Below are 16612 nucleotides of genomic sequence, written 5' to 3'. Positions count from 1 at the left end.
GATCGTACGCGCCTGGCCTCAACCGGAAAACAGTTCACAAAAACGGCCGAACCGCATGACCAAGGTCCTCCGCCGTCATGCCGTCACCTGCCCTATGGCCGGCCTCTCCATGCAGCCAGACCCCGGCCGCAGCCGCTTCGAAGGCCGGCGTACCCTGCGCCAAAAGCGCGCCGATGACGCCGGCCAGCACATCGCCTGATCCAGCCGTAGCAAGGCTCGCTGGCGCATTGGTGTTGACCAGCGCCCGGCCGTCGGGTGCGGCAATCACCGTGTCCGCACCTTTATAGACCAGCACCGCGCCACTGCGCGCCGAGGCGATCTGCGCCCTTTCGATCTTGCTCAACATCTTGTCGGCGACAAGATCGGGAAACAGTCGCGCAAACTCTCCCTCATGCGGCGTCAGCACGAATTTGCCCGCGCCCGACCCGACGCGCGCAAACAGGGCCTCCCTATGATCGCTGAAAGCCGTAATTGCATCGGCATCCAGCACCACCGCCTTGTCTCCAAGCAGGGACACGTATTGCCGCGCCTTTTCGAGATCGCCGAAACCCGGGCCGAGAACGAAAGTGCCATGACGCCTATCATCCAGCCACGACCGCAGATCGTCGGCATCGTCCACCGGCGCGTTCATCACCGCCGTTAGCGTGACGGACAGCACGTCGAGCGCTTGCCTCGGCGCGGCGATGGTGACGATCCCCGCCCCCGCCTTCAGTGCACAAAGCGCGGTCATGCGGCTTGCACCCGTCGCATGGGCCGGGCCGGAAAACACGGTCAGGTGCCCGCGACGGAATTTGTGGGTTTCCATATCGGCATGAGGCAAGACATCCCGCCAGACCGGCGGGCTATTTTCCGCCACCGCTCCCGCGTGGGCATCGAGGATACGGGACGGAATGCCGATATCGAACACCTCGAGCGTTCCACAAAGCGCCCGCCCCGGCATCAGCAGATGACCCGGCTTGCGCGCCATGAAGGTCACCGTACGCTCAGCCCTGAACGATGCACCGAGAGGCACGCCCCGTCTGCCGCAGAGGCCCGAGGGCAGATCGACGGCGAGAACCGGCGCCTTCGCCTGCGTGACCGCCTCGATCACGCGGATAAGTTCCTGCGGAACATCGCGGGACAATCCAGCCCCGAATACCGCGTCGATCACCACGTCGCCCGAGAACGGCCTATAGTCGCCGAGCGGCAGCGGCGTCACGCCGCTTCGCTGGAATGCCGTCCGCGCATCGCCCCTGAGCGCGCCGACATCGCCGAGATGATGAACCGCGACGACCGCTCCGCTGTGCAAAAGCGCCCGCGCCGCCACATAACCATCGCCGCCATTATTGCCGCCGCCGCAGAGCACTACGAAACGCAGCGCCTGCGGATAGTGCCGCAACGCGGAAGAGGCGACCGCCTGACCCGCCCGCTCCATCAGATCATAGAGCGGAATGCCGGACTGCCCGGCCGCCGCATCGACAAGCGCCATCGTAGCAGGATCGAAAAGGGAAAACGGAGACAGGAATTTCATGCCCGATCATCCCTTCAAAACGCCGAAAAGGCAATCGATACAAAAATAAGCAATTTTGTGCGATGAAATAATAATCAAATGCATAAAATATAGACAATCAATCCGAGCCACATCTGCGCGCCTTCAAATATCAAGGATTCCTAAAATAATACAAATGCGCATAAATGCTGGTCGATTTTTCGGGTTTCGGCGAGAAATTGGCTGGAAAAGCGCAAAAAGCGAATGCATTTTGTGCCGGAAGGCCGGGGGATCGAAGTTTTTTCTTCAAGCCCGCTTCCGATCTGGCACAATACGTGCATTCTTGTGGCAGAGCGGGAGTTACCTGCTTTAACGGGAGAAGCGGAGAGATATTTTCTCATGAAAAAGATCGAAGCGATCATTAAGCCTTTCAAGCTCGATGAAGTGAAGGAAGCCCTTCAGGAAGTCGGACTTCAGGGAATCACGGTCACGGAAGCAAAAGGCTTTGGTCGTCAGAAGGGACACACGGAACTCTACCGCGGTGCGGAGTACGTTGTGGACTTTTTGCCGAAAGTGAAAGTCGAAGTCGTATTGGCGGATGAGAATGCGGAAGCCGTCATTGAGGCGATCCGCAATGCGGCCCAGACAGGACGTATCGGCGACGGAAAGATTTTTGTTTCCAATGTCGAGGAAGTCATCCGCATCCGTACCGGTGAAACAGGCGTTGACGCCATATAATCAAGAACGTCCCGAGCCGGGGAGGCTTGGGTTTTCACCTCGTCATCATCACACTCAAGGAAAATGTTTAAATGACGACCGCAAACGATATCTTGAAGCAGATCAAGGATAACGACATCAAGTTCGTGGACCTGCGCTTTACCGACCCCAAGGGCAAGCTGCAGCACGTCACCATGGATGTTGTCTGTGTGGACGAAGACATGTTCGCCGATGGCGTCATGTTCGACGGCTCCTCGATCGCCGGCTGGAAGGCCATCAACGAGTCCGACATGGTGCTGATGCCCGATCCGGCCACCGCCCATATCGATCCGTTCTTCGCCCAGTCCACCCTCGTCGTCCTTTGCGACATTCTCGACCCGGTCTCGGGCGAAGCCTATAACCGCGACCCGCGCGGCACCGCCAAGAAGGCCGAAGCTTACCTTAAGGCATCCGGTATCGGCGACACGGTTTTCGTCGGCCCCGAGCCGGAATTCTTCGTCTTCGACGACGTGAAGTACAAGGCAGACCCCTACAACACCGGCTTCAAGCTGGATTCGTCGGAACTGCCCTCCAACGACGACACCGATTACGAGACCGGCAACCTCGGTCACCGCCCGCGCGTCAAGGGCGGTTATTTCCCGGTTCCGCCGATCGACAGCCTGCAGGACATGCGCTCCGAAATGCTGACGGTTCTGGCCGAAATGGGCGTCGTCGTCGAAAAGCACCACCATGAAGTCGCTTCTGCGCAGCACGAGCTGGGCGTGAAGTTCGACACCATGGTCTCCAGCGCCGACAAGATGCAGATCTACAAGTATGTCGTGCACCAGGTCGCCAATGCCTATGGCAAGACGGCAACCTTCATGCCGAAGCCGATCTTCGGCGACAACGGTTCGGGCATGCACGTTCACCAGTCCATCTGGAAGGGCGGCAAGCCGACCTTCGCAGGCGATGAATATGCCGGCCTCTCCGAGACCTGCCTCTATTACATCGGCGGTATCATCAAGCACGCCAAGGCGATCAACGCCTTCACCAACCCGACCACCAACTCCTACAAGCGTCTGGTGCCGGGTTATGAAGCGCCGGTTCTGCTCGCCTACTCCGCGCGCAACCGCTCTGCTTCCTGCCGTATCCCCTTCGGCTCCAACCCGAAGGCAAAGCGCGTCGAAGTCCGCTTCCCGGATCCGACCCAGAACCCCTATCTCGGTTTTGCGGCCATGCTGATGGCCGGCCTCGACGGCATCAAGAACAAGATCCACCCCGGCAAGCCGATGGACAAGGACCTTTACGACCTTCCTGCCAAGGAACTGAAAAAGATCCCGACCGTCTGCGGCTCGCTGCGCGAAGCGCTCGAAAGCCTCGACAAGGATCGCAAGTTCCTGACCGCTGGCGGCGTGTTCGACGACGACCAGATCGACTCGTTCATCGAACTGAAGATGCAGGAAGTCATGCGTTTCGAAATGACCCCTCACCCGGTCGAATTCGACATGTACTACTCGGCCTGATCGGCCCTGCGAGCGCTCTACAGGAGCGCTCGATCCATCTCGGCGGTTTTCCCCGGAAAGCCGCCGTTTTCTTTTGGAACCCAGCCATCATTGCGAAGAATGTCGAACAAGCCAGCCTCTCAGCAAACGCGCCTCACGGACTGGCTTATCTTTCTGGCGGTGCCGTTCTTTTTCTCCAGCAATGTCATTTTCGGCCGTGGCGTCGTCGGCGAAGTCTCGCCTTTCATCGCCGCCTTCATTCGCTGGATCGGCTCGACCCTCATCATCGCCCCCTTCATGATCGCGGACTGGCGCAACTGCCTTGCTTTCGTGCGGCGGAAAACCCTGCTCTGGCTCGTCCTCGGCATTCTGGGCATGGGAATTTGCGGCGGCGTGGTCTATTGGGGGCTGACCATGACGACGGCCGCCAACGGCACACTGATCTATACGACGTCGTCGCTGTTCATCATCCTGTTCCAGCGCGTCTTTCAGGGCCGCCCGATCCGCAGGCTCGAAGTGGCTGGCATGGTCATCGCCTTTGCCGGCGTGGCGGCCATCGTGCTGAAGGGCGATGTGTCCGCCCTCTGGCGCCTGAATTTCAACATTGGCGATTTCGCGATCCTGACCGCAGCCATCTGCTTTGCGATCTACTCGCTGCTGCTGCGCGATCCCGCCGCGCGACAGATGGCCTCTTTCAGCCTTTTCGGCCTGATCGCCTTTTCCGGCGCGCTCGTGCTTCTGCCGCCGGCGGCGCTGGAACTGGCGCAGGGCGGCATGTTGCCCGCCACCCCAATGGCCTGGGCCAAGATCGGAGGCATCATCCTGTTCGCCTCACTCTTGGCCTTTTATTGCTTCACCCATACCGTACGCGTCTTCGGTCCCGCCACGGCGGGGGTCACGCTTTATATGATGCCGCCGGTCTCGATCCTCATGGCCACGCTGTTCCTCGGGGAGACCTTCGAGGCCTATCACGCGGTGGGAATTGTGCTGGTCACCGGGGGCGTCATTCTGGCCACCGCGCCGATCGGCAGAAGACGCTGAGCCGGCCGGCAGACAGCCTCAAACCGCTAGGTCTTGATATTTCGCATTACGCACCCAACTAGTATTGGGAAAGGAAGTTCATGCCATGAAACAAAGAGACGCAAAATTCACGCTTGGCGAGATCGTTCGCCATAAGGTGTTTCCGTTCCGCGGTGTGGTGATCGACGTGGACCCGGAATATGCCAATACCGAGGAATGGTGGAACGCCATCCCCGCGGAAATCAGGCCGGATCGCGACCAGCCCTTCTATCATCTTCTGGCTGAAAACGAAGAGACTGAATATGTCGCTTACGTTTCCGAACAGAACCTCGTCCATGACGAAAACGAGACGCCGCTGAGAAATCCCAATATCGGCCGCATCTTCGACAAAGCACCGAACGGCGAATGGCGACCGAAAATGTCGACGGCGCATTGACGCCGCGCCAACTTTCTCCCGCCCTCCCCGGAACATAAAAAAACCGGTCTGTCGCCAGACCGGTTTTTCTGTTCCTGAAGCTTACGCTGCAATCAGGGCTTCGGCGCGCCCTTGGCGGCGTCCTGTGCGGCTTCCAGCTTCTTGCGGGCCTCTTCAGCCTTCTTCTGCATGCCTTCCTGCAAGCTGCGCTGGCTTTCGGCAAGCTGCGACTGCGAGATGGCCGGACCGTCAAAAGCGCCGGTGAAACCGGTGAGCGCGATCTTGATGGGGTTCGGTGCGCGGCGGAAGTTGATGGAGGTGAAGACCACCTCGTTGCCCTTCTTCAGCGAAGCGATCATGGCGTCCGTCAGCGGAACTTCGGCCGTGCACTTGTCGGGCAGGCAAACGGCGTAATCGAGCTTCTGGCCCTTGCCGCCGTCGATCTGCATCATCACGCCCGGAGGGATGAGACGCGCGGTGGGGACCGAGACCTGCAGCAGCTTACGGTTGACCTTACCTTCAACGGTAATGAGGCCGACAGCCGTGATCATCTGGCCGTTCTGGGCAAGAACCACGTTCTGCACGACGCAGACGTCGTTGTCTTCCTGCTTGGAGCAGGTCTTGAACCAGCCGAGCGGCGGAGCGCCAGCGCCCTGAGCGGCGGGAGCAGCATCCTGCGCCTGCGAGATTGCCGGAGCAGACATTGCGCCGAGAGAAAGGACCAGAGCGGACAGAGCTGTCCGGGTGAATGTGTTTGCCTTGTGCATCATAAGAGTTCCGTCTCCTGAATGTCTGCCAGAACAGAACCGCAAGATCCTGTTCGCCGATGGCGGTATCCTTCTGCCCGTTCAACTGTCGTTTAAATGAGGCAAATGCGTGACCCGTCTCTTCCGGCCACCCTGTTACATGCCGATCGCGGCGATATCCAGCACTTCTTTAACTTTTTCTTGAGCGGACCCAAGATTTCCCGCACTCGCATGGGTCCTGCAATGTCCCTGTGCTACATATCTGCCAGAATCATGACGATAAACCATCGTAACGATCATCGGACGGATAGTTAGACAGGATAATGACATGCGCAACCTTGCGGCCCTCATCCCCGCATTGTTCCTTTTGGGATCATCCGTGCTTCCAGCTGGGGCAGCGCAGGCACAGCCGCTACACGGCATCTCCATGCATGGCACGCCTGCCCTTCCTGCCGATTTCCGGCACCTGCCCTATGTCAATCCGGACGTGAAAAAAGGCGGTCGCATTTCCTACGGCGTGGTGGGCACCTTCGACAGCCTCAATCCCTTTGTTCTCAAGGGAATGCGCACCACGGCGCGTGGTGTCTGGGACCCGGAATTCGGCAATCTGCTTTACGAGCCGCTAATGCTGCGCTCGAGCGACGAGCCCTTCAGCCTCTATGGCCTGCTTGCAGAAACGGTGGAATGGGACGATGAGCGCAGCTTCGTTCAATTCAACATCAATCCAAGGGCGAAATGGTCGGATGGTCAGCCGGTCACACCTGACGATGTGATTTTCAGCTTCAACCTGCTTAAGGACAAAGGCCGCCCGCCTTTCAACAGCCGCCTCGACGGCGTGGCCAAGATGGAAAAAATTGGCGATCGCAGTGTGCGCTTCACCTTCAACGACAAGGCCAACCGCGAAACCCCGCTCATTCTCGCCTCCTCCACGCCGATCCTGCCGAAACATGCGACCGATGCGGAAAAATTCGAACAGGCGGGCCTTGGCGATGTTATCGGCTCCGGCCCCTACCGAATCAAAACGCTGCGCCCGGGTGAACGAATCATCTGGGAGCGAAACCCCGATTACTGGGGCAAGGATATTCCCGGCAAAGTCGGCTTCGATAATTACGACGAAATCAGCATCACCTATTTCCTTCAGGTCACGACCATGTTCGAGGCCTTCAAGAAGGGCGATATCGACATCTACCCAGAGGGTGACGCCATCAACGGCACCTCCGACACCTCCCATTGGGGCCAGGCTTATAATTTCCCGGCCGTCCATCGCGGCGATATCGTCAAGGACGTGTTCCAGCCGCGCCTGCCGACCGGCATGTTCGGCTTCGTCTTCAATACACGACGTCCCGTCTTCGCCGACGAGAAGGTGCGCGAGGGCCTCACCTATGCGTTCGATTTCGAGTGGATGAACAAAAACATCCTCGGCGGCTCCTTCAAGCGCACCCAAAGCTACTGGCAGAATTCGCCGCTCGGCGCTTACGGCAACGCCGCCGACGAGCGCGAGCTGGCGCTGCTGGGCGACGCAGCGAAGACCATGTCGCCGGAACTGCTGGCCGGCACCTACGCCCTGCCCGAAACCGACGGCACGGGTGCCGACCGCAAGGTGCTGAAGATGGCCGTCGACAAGCTGAAAGAGGCTGGTTACAGCATCAAGAACGGTAAGATGTCCGATGCCAATGGGCGCCAGCTCGCCTTTGAGATCATGACGCAGAACCCGGCGCAGGAACGCATCGCGCTTGCCTATCAGCGTTCGCTGAACCTGATCGGCGTCGCGATGGGCATCCGCTCCGTCGATGACGGACAATACCAGTCCCGCTCGAACAGCTTCGATTATGACATGATCATCCGCTCCCTGCCCTCGTCGCTTTCGCCTGGTATGGAGCAACTGAACCGCTGGAATTCGCTTTCGCGTGATGCGCAGGGGAGCTTCAACTATGCGGGTGTTGCCAATCCCGACATAGACCGGATGATAGAGGCGCTGTTGCAGGCCCGCTCGACGGAAGACTTTCAGGCAGCCGTGCGCGCCTACGACCGCCTGCTTGTGGCCGGCCATTATATAATTCCGCTCTATTACATCGGCGCCCAATGGATCGCACGCTGGAAATATATCGACCGCCCGGATATGACACCAATACAGGGCAATCAGAAACAGACCTGGTGGGACGCGCGGGCGCAATAACCTGCCCCCGTCAGGTCGATCATATAAGGAACCTCAGCCATGGAACGAATCGTTGTTGACGTCGTATCGGACATGGTCTGCCCGTGGTGTTACCTCGGCAAGGCGCGGCTGGATCTCGCCATTGCCGAAGTGCAGGATGAAATCAGCGTCGACGTGAACTGGCGTCCCTACCGCCTCAATCCGGACTACCCACCGGAAGGCGTCGACCAGAAAGCCGCTCTCGAGGAAAAGCTCGGCAAGGAGCGCCTGGAACAGGCCCATGCCACCCTGGTGCAACTCGGCAAGGAAGTCGGCATCAATTACGATTTCGACGCGATCGAGATCGGGCCGAACACGCTCGACGCACACCGCCTGTCGCTTTGGGCCCATTCTGAAGGCCGCGATCTCCAGGAGAAGGTCGTGACCGGCCTTTTCAAGGCCAATTTCGAGGAAGGCCGCAATATCGGCGATCATGCTGTGCTGACAGACATTGCCGCAAAGGCTGGCATGGACGCGAAAGTGGTCGAGCGGCTGCTCGCCTCCGACGCGGACAAGGATACGATCGTTGCCGAAATCGACGCTGCGCAGCAGATGGGCGTCGCCGGCGTACCCTTCTTCATCATCGACCAGAAATACGCCATAAGCGGTGCACAAACGCCTGACATCCTGATTGCTGCATTGCGGGATATTGCAAAAATCAAGGCGGACGAGCATAGATCGATGAACTGACGGCCAAACCACCGGCGGTTTTCTGCAACTCGATTTTCCGCCGGTGTTTCCGTGTCCGACCAGACCCTGAAAGGCATTCTGCTCGCCTTTGCCGCCTTCGCTGCCTACGCCTGGAGCGATGCGAGCGTTAAACTCATAGAAGGCCAGATTTCGCCGATCGAATCGGTCTTTTTCGGCGCCGTGTTCGGCCTCGTCGCCCTGCCATTCATCCGCAAGCGCAATGACAGCTGGCTGGATGTGGTGAAGACGACAAACCGGCCCTTGTGGATCATCCGCTTTTTTGCCGCCGGCACGGGTGCCGTCGGCAGCGTGACCGCCTTTACCCATCTTTCCATGGCCGAAGCCTTCGCGCTGATCTTCCTGCTGCCTTCCTTCGTCACCATCATGTCGGTGGTGTTCCTGAAAGAACAAGTGGGCATCAAGCGCTGGTCGGCCGTCATCATCGGTTTCCTCGGCGTGCTGGTCATCCTGCGTCCGGGCTTCCGCGAACTCGGCATCGGCCATCTCGGCGCCATCATAGGCGGCTTCAGCGGCGCGCTCAGCATTGTCATTTTCCGCGCCATGGGCCCGTCGGAAAAGAATGTCTCGCTTTATGGTGCTGGTGTGCTCGGCTGTCTCACCATAAGCGGCATCGCCATGGTCCCGACCTTCATCATGCCAGCCGGCGAGCAATGGCTGCTGCTGGCGGGATACGGCCTGCTCGGCGCGCTCGGCAACGTGCTGGTCATGTATGCCGCCCAATATGCGCCGGCCGCGATGATCGGCCCGACGCAATATAGCCAGATGCTCTGGGCCATCCTGTTCGGTTATCTGATATTCGGCGACCGTATCGACGGATGGATGCTGATCGGCATCGCCCTCATCGTCGGCTCCGGCCTGTTGACGCTGATCCGTGAAAAACAGAGAAAAGTACCGCTTCCCGCCTCGATTGCGGCTACCGACCAGAATGTGGCTGTTGGCATCACCCCGGAAGACAGCCGCTAGCTAAAAACATGCAAAAACCGACGACGCTCTGCACACCGCCGGTCTGCCAGTCGATCAATCGCAAACCCTGACCCGATACATGTCACCCCAGGCATTCTGCCTCCAAGCCACATGGCAGCGCGGATAAACCGGCGGGCCATAAGCCGGCGCAGCGTAGACGGGTGGACCGTAAGCCGGCGCGTAATAGGCGGGGCTGTAAGCGTAGCCCGGGTGTCTTGCCCCGGCGATAAGCGCTCCGCCGATGATCGTGCCTGCGATGCCGGCGGCAAGGCCGCGGCCGAAATTATTGCGCGCTTCCGCCTGACTGGTGGTGGCAATTGTGGTGCCCGCAATTGTCAAAGCAACCAGACCAGCGGTGGCAAACCTGTTGATATTGGTCAACATCGTCCTGCTCCTTCATCACCCGGCGGCTTCACGATCCGCCGCACCGGGTATGAGGCAAAGATTACGCCCGCAAAGACTACCGGCGCATGTCCGTTTCGTTACATCGCGGTAATTCTCGCTGAGCCTTGCGGGCTGGGTTTTCCGAGGATTGGCCATTTGTTAGCGGGCCGAAGGTGGGTGGGGTTTACCCCCCTCTGCCCTGCCGGGCATCTCCCCCTCAAGGGGGGAGATCGATCTGCGGCTAGGTTTCGCCCCTCTCAACGTTTGAGGATGAAGCGAGGAAAGGGCCTCCTGCCGATCTCCCCCCTTGAGGGGGAGATGCCCGGCAGGGCAGAGGGGGTAAACCCCACCCACCTTCGGTCAGTTGTCGAACGGGCACCCCCTGAAGCTCAAATCTACGACCGAGCCAGTTCCGCAAGCTGCGTCATGATCATTGCCGCACCCGTCAGCCGCTTTTCCGGCGTCGGCAGATCGCGGTTCAGGAACAGGCTGTGATCGGGGCGGATTTTCGCCATCGATCCCTGCTTGCCGATGTAACCGACCAGCGCGCCCGGATTCGGGAATTCCTTGTTGCGGAACTGCACGACAACGCCCTTCGGCCCGGCATCCAGCTTCTCGACATTGGCAATGCGGCAGAGAGACTTGATGTAGACGATCTTGAGCAGATGCTGCACCTCTTTCGGCAGCGGGCCGAAACGGTCGATCATTTCCGCGCCGAAACCGTCGATCTCGCTGATGTCGGCAAGCTCGCCAAGGCGGCGGTAAAGCCCCATGCGCAGATGCAGATCGGGAACATAATCTTCCGGAATCATGACCGAGGTGCCGACCGAGATTTGCGGCGACCAGCCGCTATCCTGCACCTGCTCATCGCCCTTCACTTCGGCAACCGCCTCTTCCAGCATCTGCTGGTAAAGCTCGAAACCGACTTCCTTGATATGGCCGGATTGTTCCTCGCCGAGCAGATTGCCCGCACCGCGAATATCGAGGTCGTGGCTCGCCAGCTGGAAGCCGGCGCCCAGCGTATCGAGCGACTGCAGCACCTTCAGCCGCCGCTCGGCCATCGTCGTCAGCACCTTGTTGACCGGCAGGGTGAAGAGCGCGAAGGCGCGCACCTTGGACCGGCCGACGCGGCCGCGTAGCTGGTACAGTTGGGCGAGGCCGAACATATCGGCGCGATGCACGATCAGCGTGTTGGCAGTCGGCACGTCAAGGCCGGATTCGACGATGGTGGTCGACAGCAGCACGTCATATTTGCCGTCGTAGAAGGCATTCATGATGTCTTCCAGTTCGCCCGCCGGCATCTGGCCGTGCGCCACCGCTACCTTCAGCTCCGGCACATCCGATTGCAGGAACGCGTGAATGTCGGCAAGATCGGCAAGACGGGGGCAGACGTAAAAGCTCTGGCCGCCTCGATAATGCTCGCGCATCAGCGTCTCGCGGATCACCAGCGGATCAAACGGCGAGATGAAGGTGCGCACCGCCATGCGGTCCACCGGCGGTGTGGTGATGAGCGATAGTTCGCGCACGCCTGTCATGGCAAGCTGCAAGGTGCGCGGAATGGGCGTTGCAGAAAGCGTCAGCACATGCACATCGCTCTTCAGCTCCTTCAGGCGCTCCTTGTGCTTCACGCCGAAATGCTGCTCTTCATCGATGATGAGCAGGCCGAGATTGGCAAAACTGATGCCCGCACCCAGCAGCGCATGGGTGCCGACGACGATATCGGTCTTGCCATCAGCCACTTCCTTTTTCGTCAGCGTCAGTTCCTTGGAGCCGACAAGGCGCGATGCCTGCTGCACCCGGATGGGCAACCCGCGGAAACGTTCCGAGAAAGTGCGGAAATGCTGGCGCGACAGCAGCGTCGTCGGCACCACCACCGCCACCTGCACGCCATTCATGGCGGCAAGGAAAGCGGCGCGCAGGGCCACTTCTGTCTTGCCGAAACCGACGTCGCCGCAGATGAGCCGGTCCATCGGCCGGCCGGCACCGAGATCCTCGCGGATGGCTTCGATGGCGTTCAGCTGGTCTTCCGTCTCGTCATAGGGGAAACGGGCGGCGAATTCGTCATAAAGCCCATCCGGCGCTGTCAGCACCGGCGCATGGCGCACCAGACGCGCGGCCGCAATGCGGATAAGCTCATCGGCCATGTCGAGCAGGCGCTTCTTGAGCTTGGCCTTGCGCATCTGCCATGCGCCACCGCCAAGCTTGTCGAGCTGCGCTTCCGCCGCATCGGAACCGTAACGGGACAAAAGATCGATGTTTTCAACCGGCAGGAACAGCTTGGCGTCATCGGCATAATGCAGTTCCAAACACGCACGCGGCGCACCCGCCGCCTCGATGGTCCGCAGGCCGACGAAACGGCCTATACCATGTTCGGCATGGACGACCAGCGAGCCCTCGTCCAGCCCGGCCACTTCCGAGATGAAATCGGCACCGCGCTTGCGACGCTTCGAGCGACGCACCATACGGTCGCCGAGAATATCCTGCTCCCCGATGACGGCAAGGTTTCCAGTCTCGAAACCCGCTTCGAGGCTCAGCACCGCCGAGGCCGCCTCGCCCTTGCCGAGCTTCTCCACCTCTTTCAGCGAGGTGACCGGCTTGATCTTCTCAAGCCCGTGCTCGTTCAGCACCTGCAACAACCGGTCGAGCGAACCTTCCGACCAGCCGGTGATCAGCACCTTCCAGCCCTTGGCGCGGCGTTCGGCAATGTGCTTCACGGCCAGATCGAAAACATTGACCCGTTCTTTGCTCTCGCCTTCGGTTGGCGGACGCGCCCAGCGCGGACCGACATGGGCATCGAGCGTCGCGACCGGGCGGCCTTCGCTGTCCTGCTCGTTGAAGGGCGTGAGACGCACCGCATTGACGGCAGCAAGCGCGGCATCGAAGCTCTTGCCGTCGAGATAAAGCTGGCCGGGCGAAACCGGCTTGTAGGGCGCACCCTGCGTCGAGCCCTTGGTTTCGCCGGAGCTGCGGCGCGCATCGTAATAATCGAGCACCAGCTTGGAGCGTTCTTTCGCCGCCTCCCGCGCCGTATGATCGGTGACGATGCGGAAATCCTTCAGATAATCGAAAGCGGTCTCCAGCTGCTCATAAAACAGTGGCAGCCAATGCTCCATACCGGCATAACGGCGGCCTTCGGAGACAGCCTGATAAAGAGCATCGTCACGCGTCGCCGCGCCGAACAGCGACAGGTAATTCTTGCGGAACCGGCTGATCGTATCCGGCGTCAGCGTCACTTCGCTCATCGGGTTCAGATCGAGCGAGCGCGCCTGGCCGATGGTACGCTGGCTGGCCGGATCGAAGGTGCGGATGCTTTCCAGCGTATCGCCGAAGAAATCGAGCCGCACCGGTTCTTCCGTGCCCGGCACGAAGACATCGAGAATGCCGCCGCGCACGGCGAACTCGCCCACCTCACGCACCGTTGCCACCCGGTCGAAACCGTTGCGCTCCAGCCGCGCGGCAATCTCCTCCATGCGAATCTGGTTGCCGGGGCGCGCCGAAAAGCCCAGGCTTTCGATAATGTCGCGTGGCGCCATCTTCTGCAGCATGGCGTTGACGGTGACCAGCACGATGGCCGGATGCGGCTTCTTGGCGTGAGAGATCAGACCGGAGAGCGCCGCCAGCCGGCGCGCAGAGGTGTCGGCGCTCGGTGACACGCGGTCATAGGGCAGGCAGTCCCAGGCCGGCAGCGTCATAACAGGAATATCCGGTGCGACGAAACCGAGGATCTGTTCGAGATCGGCGACCCGCTGGCCGTCCGACATCACATAGGCCACCGACGTGCCCGCCCGTGCCATGTCAGCAAGCAAAAGGGCTTCCATGCCTGATGGTACGTTTCCGATGGTCAGCGGCGTATCGGCCGACGACACCAGCTTTGCATCGAATCCGGCTATCATATTCTCAGGCTTTCAGGGTGTCAGTGGTGACGAGATCGAAATCGGGACGGTAGGAGGCGATCTTCTCGAACAACGGGGTCTGGAATTTTTCCGGTATGGCAAGCGCGCCGGTCACCATCTTGACGAGGTCGTTATCCTCTTCCGCCATGATGACTTCCAGCTCATCGAGCTGCTCATCGGAAAGCCCGGCAATATTGTCTTCCGCGAATTGCCCGAGCACCAGATCCATCTCGCGAATGCCCCGGTGCCAGCAGCGGTAAAGAATCCGCCGGCGTCTCGGATCGAGGTCGGCACTCGTGCGCACCAGTCCAGTCATCGCATTCACCTTTCGGTTGATTAATCAACAAATTGTTGACTGCGACCTCCTATAGAACAGGAGGCGAACGCTTGGGAACCGGTTTTTATCGAAATAATGCCGAAGTAGTGAAAATCTGCCGGTGATAACCCGCCTTTGTGACCAGCGAAGTCTTGCATAAGCCGCCCCCTTCCCCGATTTTGCTGACCCATGCGCCCGGCCATTCTCGATCCGCTGTTTGCCTCCGTCGCCACCCTTGCCGGTGTGGGGCCGAAGCTTGCCGATCTTCTGGCCAAGCTCTTGAGCCGGGAAAGCGCCGACGACACCCGCGTGATCGATCTCCTGTTCCACGCGCCATCCAACGTCATTGACCGCCGCAACCGCCCCGGCATTGCGCTGGCCAGCCCCGGCGCCATTGTCACCATTCAGGGACGCGTCGACCGCCACCAGCCGCCACCGCCGGGAAACCGCTCCGCGCCTTATCGCGTCTTCCTGCATGACGAGACCGGCGAACTGGCGTTGACCTTTTTCCGCGCCAAGGGCGACTGGCTGTCCAAGGCCCTGCCCGTCGATGAAGAGGTTCTCGTCAGCGGCAAGGTGGACTGGTTTAACGGCCGCGCCTCCATGGTGCATCCGGATTTCATGGTGAAGCTTTCCGAGGCGGAAAACCTGCCTCTGGTGGAAGCGGTCTATCCCATGACCGCCGGTCTATCGCCCAAGGTGCTGCGCCGCGCCATCGAGGGCGGGCTGTCAAAGCTGCCGGCCTTCCCGGAATGGATCGACGAGACGCTCAAGACCAGGCAGGGTTTCGGCGATGTTGCTTCGAGCTTCCGTGAACTGCACGATCCGCGCGACAGCGCCGATATCGAACCGCAGGCCCCGGCGCGCAGGCGGCTCGCCTACGACGAATTCCTCGCCGGACAGCTGTCACTGGCGTTGGTGCGCCAGCGACTGCGCAAGGTGGCGGGCCAGCCGATCCGCGCCAAGGGTGATGTCGCCGCAAAAATCCTGTCTCAGCTGCCCTTCTCGCTGACGGCGAGCCAAAGCGCTGCGGTCAAGGATATCCTGACCGACATGGCCGGCGAAGACCGCATGTTGCGGCTGCTGCAGGGCGATGTCGGTGCGGGCAAGACGCTGGTGGCGCTGATGGCCATGGCGACTGCGGTCGAGGCCGGCGGACAGGCGGTGCTGATGGCGCCCACCGAAATCCTCGCCCGCCAGCATTACGCCACCATCTCCAAACTCGCTCAGGCAGCCGGCATCACCGTCGAAGTGCTGACCGGCCGCACCAAGGGCAAGGAGCGCCGCGAGATCGAGGAGCGGGTGGCCTCGGGCGAAGCGCAGATCGTCATCGGCACCCACGCGCTGTTTCAGGACAGCGTGAGTTACAGGAACCTCGTGCTGGCCGTTGTGGATGAACAGCACCGTTTCGGCGTGCACCAGCGCCTGCGCCTCACCGCCAAGGGCATCACGCCGCATATGCTGGTCATGACCGCCACGCCCATTCCCCGCACACTGGTTCTGGCCGCCTTCGGCGATATGGACGTTTCCAAGCTCACCGAAAAACCGGCCGGCCGCAAACCCATCCAGACCGTGACGATCCCCACCGAACGCATCGGCGACATCGTCGAACGGCTGCGCGCAGCGCTAAAAGACGGCAAGAAGGCCTACTGGATTTGCCCGCTGGTGGAGGAGACGGAAGAATCCGACCTGATGTCCGCAGAAGAGCGGCATGCGGTTCTGTCGCAGATGCTTGGCGCCAATATCGGCCTCATCCACGGACGCATGAGCGGCCCGGAGAAGGATGCTGCGATGCTCGCTTTCAAGAGCGGCGAAACCCGGCTGCTGGTGGCGACGACCGTGGTGGAAGTCGGTGTCGATGTGCCGGATGCGACGATCATGGTCATCGAACATGCCGAACGTTTCGGTCTTGCTCAGCTTCACCAGCTGCGCGGCCGCGTCGGACGCGGCGACGAGGCTTCCACCTGTATCCTGCTCTACAAGGGCCCGCTCAGCGAAAACGGCCGCGCACGACTCTCCATCCTGCGCGACAGCGAGGATGGCTTCCTGATCGCCGAGGAGGATTTGAAGCTTCGCGGTGAAGGCGAGCTGCTCGGCACCCGCCAGTCCGGCACGCCGGGCTTCCGCATCGCCAGCCTCGAGGCCCATGCCGATCTTCTCGAAATCGCCCGCAAGGACGCAGCCTATGTCATCGAGCGTGATCCCGAACTGACAGGTCCACGCGGCGATGCCCTACGCACCCTGCTCTACCTGCACCGCCGCGACGAAGCGATTCGTTTCCTGCACGCTGGCTGAAAGTGAACG

13 protein-coding genes are annotated in these 16612 nt (G+C 60.5%); 8 read left to right on the top strand and 5 right to left on the bottom strand.

Features of this window, described 5'->3' with window-relative positions:
• Nucleotides 1-34: 34 nt before the first annotated feature.
• Nucleotides 35-1510: an NAD(P)H-hydrate dehydratase gene (locus ACQZ48_RS18395; protein WP_448729159.1), complete on the bottom strand. Its 1476-nt coding sequence runs from the start codon at nt 1508-1510 to the stop codon at nt 35-37.
• A gap of 357 nt (nt 1511-1867) precedes the next feature.
• Here ACQZ48_RS18395 and ACQZ48_RS18390 point away from each other — a divergent pair, with 357 nt between their 5' ends.
• From ACQZ48_RS18390 to hspQ, 4 genes are all read left to right on the top strand, one after another.
• Nucleotides 1868-2206, top strand: a complete 339-nt coding sequence (locus ACQZ48_RS18390) for a P-II family nitrogen regulator (protein WP_003515720.1) — start codon at nt 1868-1870, stop codon at nt 2204-2206.
• Nucleotides 2207-2277: 71 nt separating this feature from the next.
• Nucleotides 2278-3687, top strand: coding sequence for a type I glutamate--ammonia ligase (gene glnA, locus ACQZ48_RS18385; RefSeq protein ID WP_077982083.1), 1410 nt, complete (start codon nt 2278-2280; stop codon nt 3685-3687).
• Between the two features lie 99 nt (nt 3688-3786).
• Nucleotides 3787-4707, top strand: coding sequence for a DMT family transporter (locus ACQZ48_RS18380; RefSeq protein WP_191217995.1), 921 nt, complete (start codon nt 3787-3789; stop codon nt 4705-4707).
• Between the two features lie 85 nt (nt 4708-4792).
• Entirely contained in the window at nt 4793-5122 is a 330-nt protein-coding gene (hspQ, locus tag ACQZ48_RS18375) for a heat shock protein HspQ (RefSeq protein ID WP_003508038.1), read from the top strand.
• Between the two features lie 92 nt (nt 5123-5214).
• Here hspQ and ACQZ48_RS18370 read toward each other — a convergent pair whose 3' ends face one another.
• On the bottom strand, nt 5215-5871 hold the full coding sequence (locus tag ACQZ48_RS18370) for an invasion associated locus B family protein (RefSeq protein WP_077982081.1): 657 nt from the start codon (nt 5869-5871) through the stop codon (nt 5215-5217).
• A 304-nt stretch (nt 5872-6175) separates the two neighbouring features.
• On the opposite strand from ACQZ48_RS18370, the gene ACQZ48_RS18365 reads away from it, so the two are divergent.
• Genes ACQZ48_RS18365 through ACQZ48_RS18355 form a run of 3 tightly spaced genes read left to right on the top strand, consistent with a single transcriptional unit; the run spans nt 6176 to nt 9715 of the window.
• Complete coding sequence (locus ACQZ48_RS18365) at nt 6176-8023, top strand: extracellular solute-binding protein (protein WP_191217994.1); 1848 nt, start codon at nt 6176-6178, stop codon at nt 8021-8023.
• 39 nt (nt 8024-8062) lie between these two features.
• The gene (locus ACQZ48_RS18360; protein WP_077982079.1) at nt 8063-8731 is read left to right on the top strand and encodes a DsbA family oxidoreductase; all 669 of its coding nucleotides are present in this window, start codon (nt 8063-8065) and stop codon (nt 8729-8731) included.
• Nucleotides 8732-8782: 51 nt separating this feature from the next.
• Complete coding sequence (locus ACQZ48_RS18355) at nt 8783-9715, top strand: DMT family transporter (protein WP_077982078.1); 933 nt, start codon at nt 8783-8785, stop codon at nt 9713-9715.
• Between the two features lie 54 nt (nt 9716-9769).
• On the opposite strand, the gene ACQZ48_RS18350 is transcribed toward ACQZ48_RS18355, so the two are convergent.
• The 3 genes from ACQZ48_RS18350 to ACQZ48_RS18340 all read right to left on the bottom strand — a co-directional run bounded on the left by ACQZ48_RS18350 (nt 9770) and on the right by ACQZ48_RS18340 (nt 14308).
• On the bottom strand, nt 9770-10099 hold the full coding sequence (locus ACQZ48_RS18350; RefSeq protein ID WP_173989294.1) for a hypothetical protein: 330 nt from the start codon (nt 10097-10099) through the stop codon (nt 9770-9772).
• 395 nt (nt 10100-10494) lie between these two features.
• Nucleotides 10495-13992 carry a transcription-repair coupling factor gene (mfd, locus tag ACQZ48_RS18345; protein WP_448729158.1) on the bottom strand — a complete coding sequence of 1166 codons (3498 nt, stop codon included), beginning with the start codon at nt 13990-13992 and terminating at the stop codon, nt 10495-10497.
• 4 nt (nt 13993-13996) lie between these two features.
• Nucleotides 13997-14308, bottom strand: coding sequence for an FAD assembly factor SdhE (locus ACQZ48_RS18340; RefSeq protein ID WP_077982075.1), 312 nt, complete (start codon nt 14306-14308; stop codon nt 13997-13999).
• A 189-nt stretch (nt 14309-14497) separates the two neighbouring features.
• Between ACQZ48_RS18340 and recG the strand changes: the two genes are divergently transcribed.
• Nucleotides 14498-16603: an ATP-dependent DNA helicase RecG gene (recG, locus tag ACQZ48_RS18335; protein ID WP_269825153.1), complete on the top strand. Its 2106-nt coding sequence runs from the start codon at nt 14498-14500 to the stop codon at nt 16601-16603.
• Nucleotides 16604-16612 lie beyond the last annotated feature (9 nt).

The organism is Agrobacterium sp. 22-209-1 (assembly GCF_053522485.1).
This window is presented reverse-complemented; position numbering and strand designations above follow the sequence as displayed.

Bases quoted from the DNA above. Each gene is read 5' to 3' on its own strand.
- ACQZ48_RS18395 (WP_448729159.1), bottom strand. From the start codon at position 1,510: ATGAAATTCCTGTCTCCGTTTTCCCTTTTCGATCCTGCTACGATGGCG.
- ACQZ48_RS18390 (WP_003515720.1), top strand. From the start codon at position 1,868: ATGAAAAAGATCGAAGCGATCATTAAGCCTTTCAAGCTCGATGAAGTG.
- glnA (WP_077982083.1), top strand. From the start codon at position 2,278: ATGACGACCGCAAACGATATCTTGAAGCAGATCAAGGATAACGACATC.
- ACQZ48_RS18380 (WP_191217995.1), top strand. From the start codon at position 3,787: ATGTCGAACAAGCCAGCCTCTCAGCAAACGCGCCTCACGGACTGGCTT.
- hspQ (WP_003508038.1), top strand. From the start codon at position 4,793: ATGAAACAAAGAGACGCAAAATTCACGCTTGGCGAGATCGTTCGCCAT.
- ACQZ48_RS18370 (WP_077982081.1), bottom strand. From the start codon at position 5,871: ATGATGCACAAGGCAAACACATTCACCCGGACAGCTCTGTCCGCTCTG.
- ACQZ48_RS18365 (WP_191217994.1), top strand. From the start codon at position 6,176: ATGCGCAACCTTGCGGCCCTCATCCCCGCATTGTTCCTTTTGGGATCA.
- ACQZ48_RS18360 (WP_077982079.1), top strand. From the start codon at position 8,063: ATGGAACGAATCGTTGTTGACGTCGTATCGGACATGGTCTGCCCGTGG.
- ACQZ48_RS18350 (WP_173989294.1), bottom strand. From the start codon at position 10,099: ATGTTGACCAATATCAACAGGTTTGCCACCGCTGGTCTGGTTGCTTTG.
- mfd (WP_448729158.1), bottom strand. From the start codon at position 13,992: ATGATAGCCGGATTCGATGCAAAGCTGGTGTCGTCGGCCGATACGCCG.
- ACQZ48_RS18340 (WP_077982075.1), bottom strand. From the start codon at position 14,308: ATGACTGGACTGGTGCGCACGAGTGCCGACCTCGATCCGAGACGCCGG.
- recG (WP_269825153.1), top strand. From the start codon at position 14,498: ATGCGCCCGGCCATTCTCGATCCGCTGTTTGCCTCCGTCGCCACCCTT.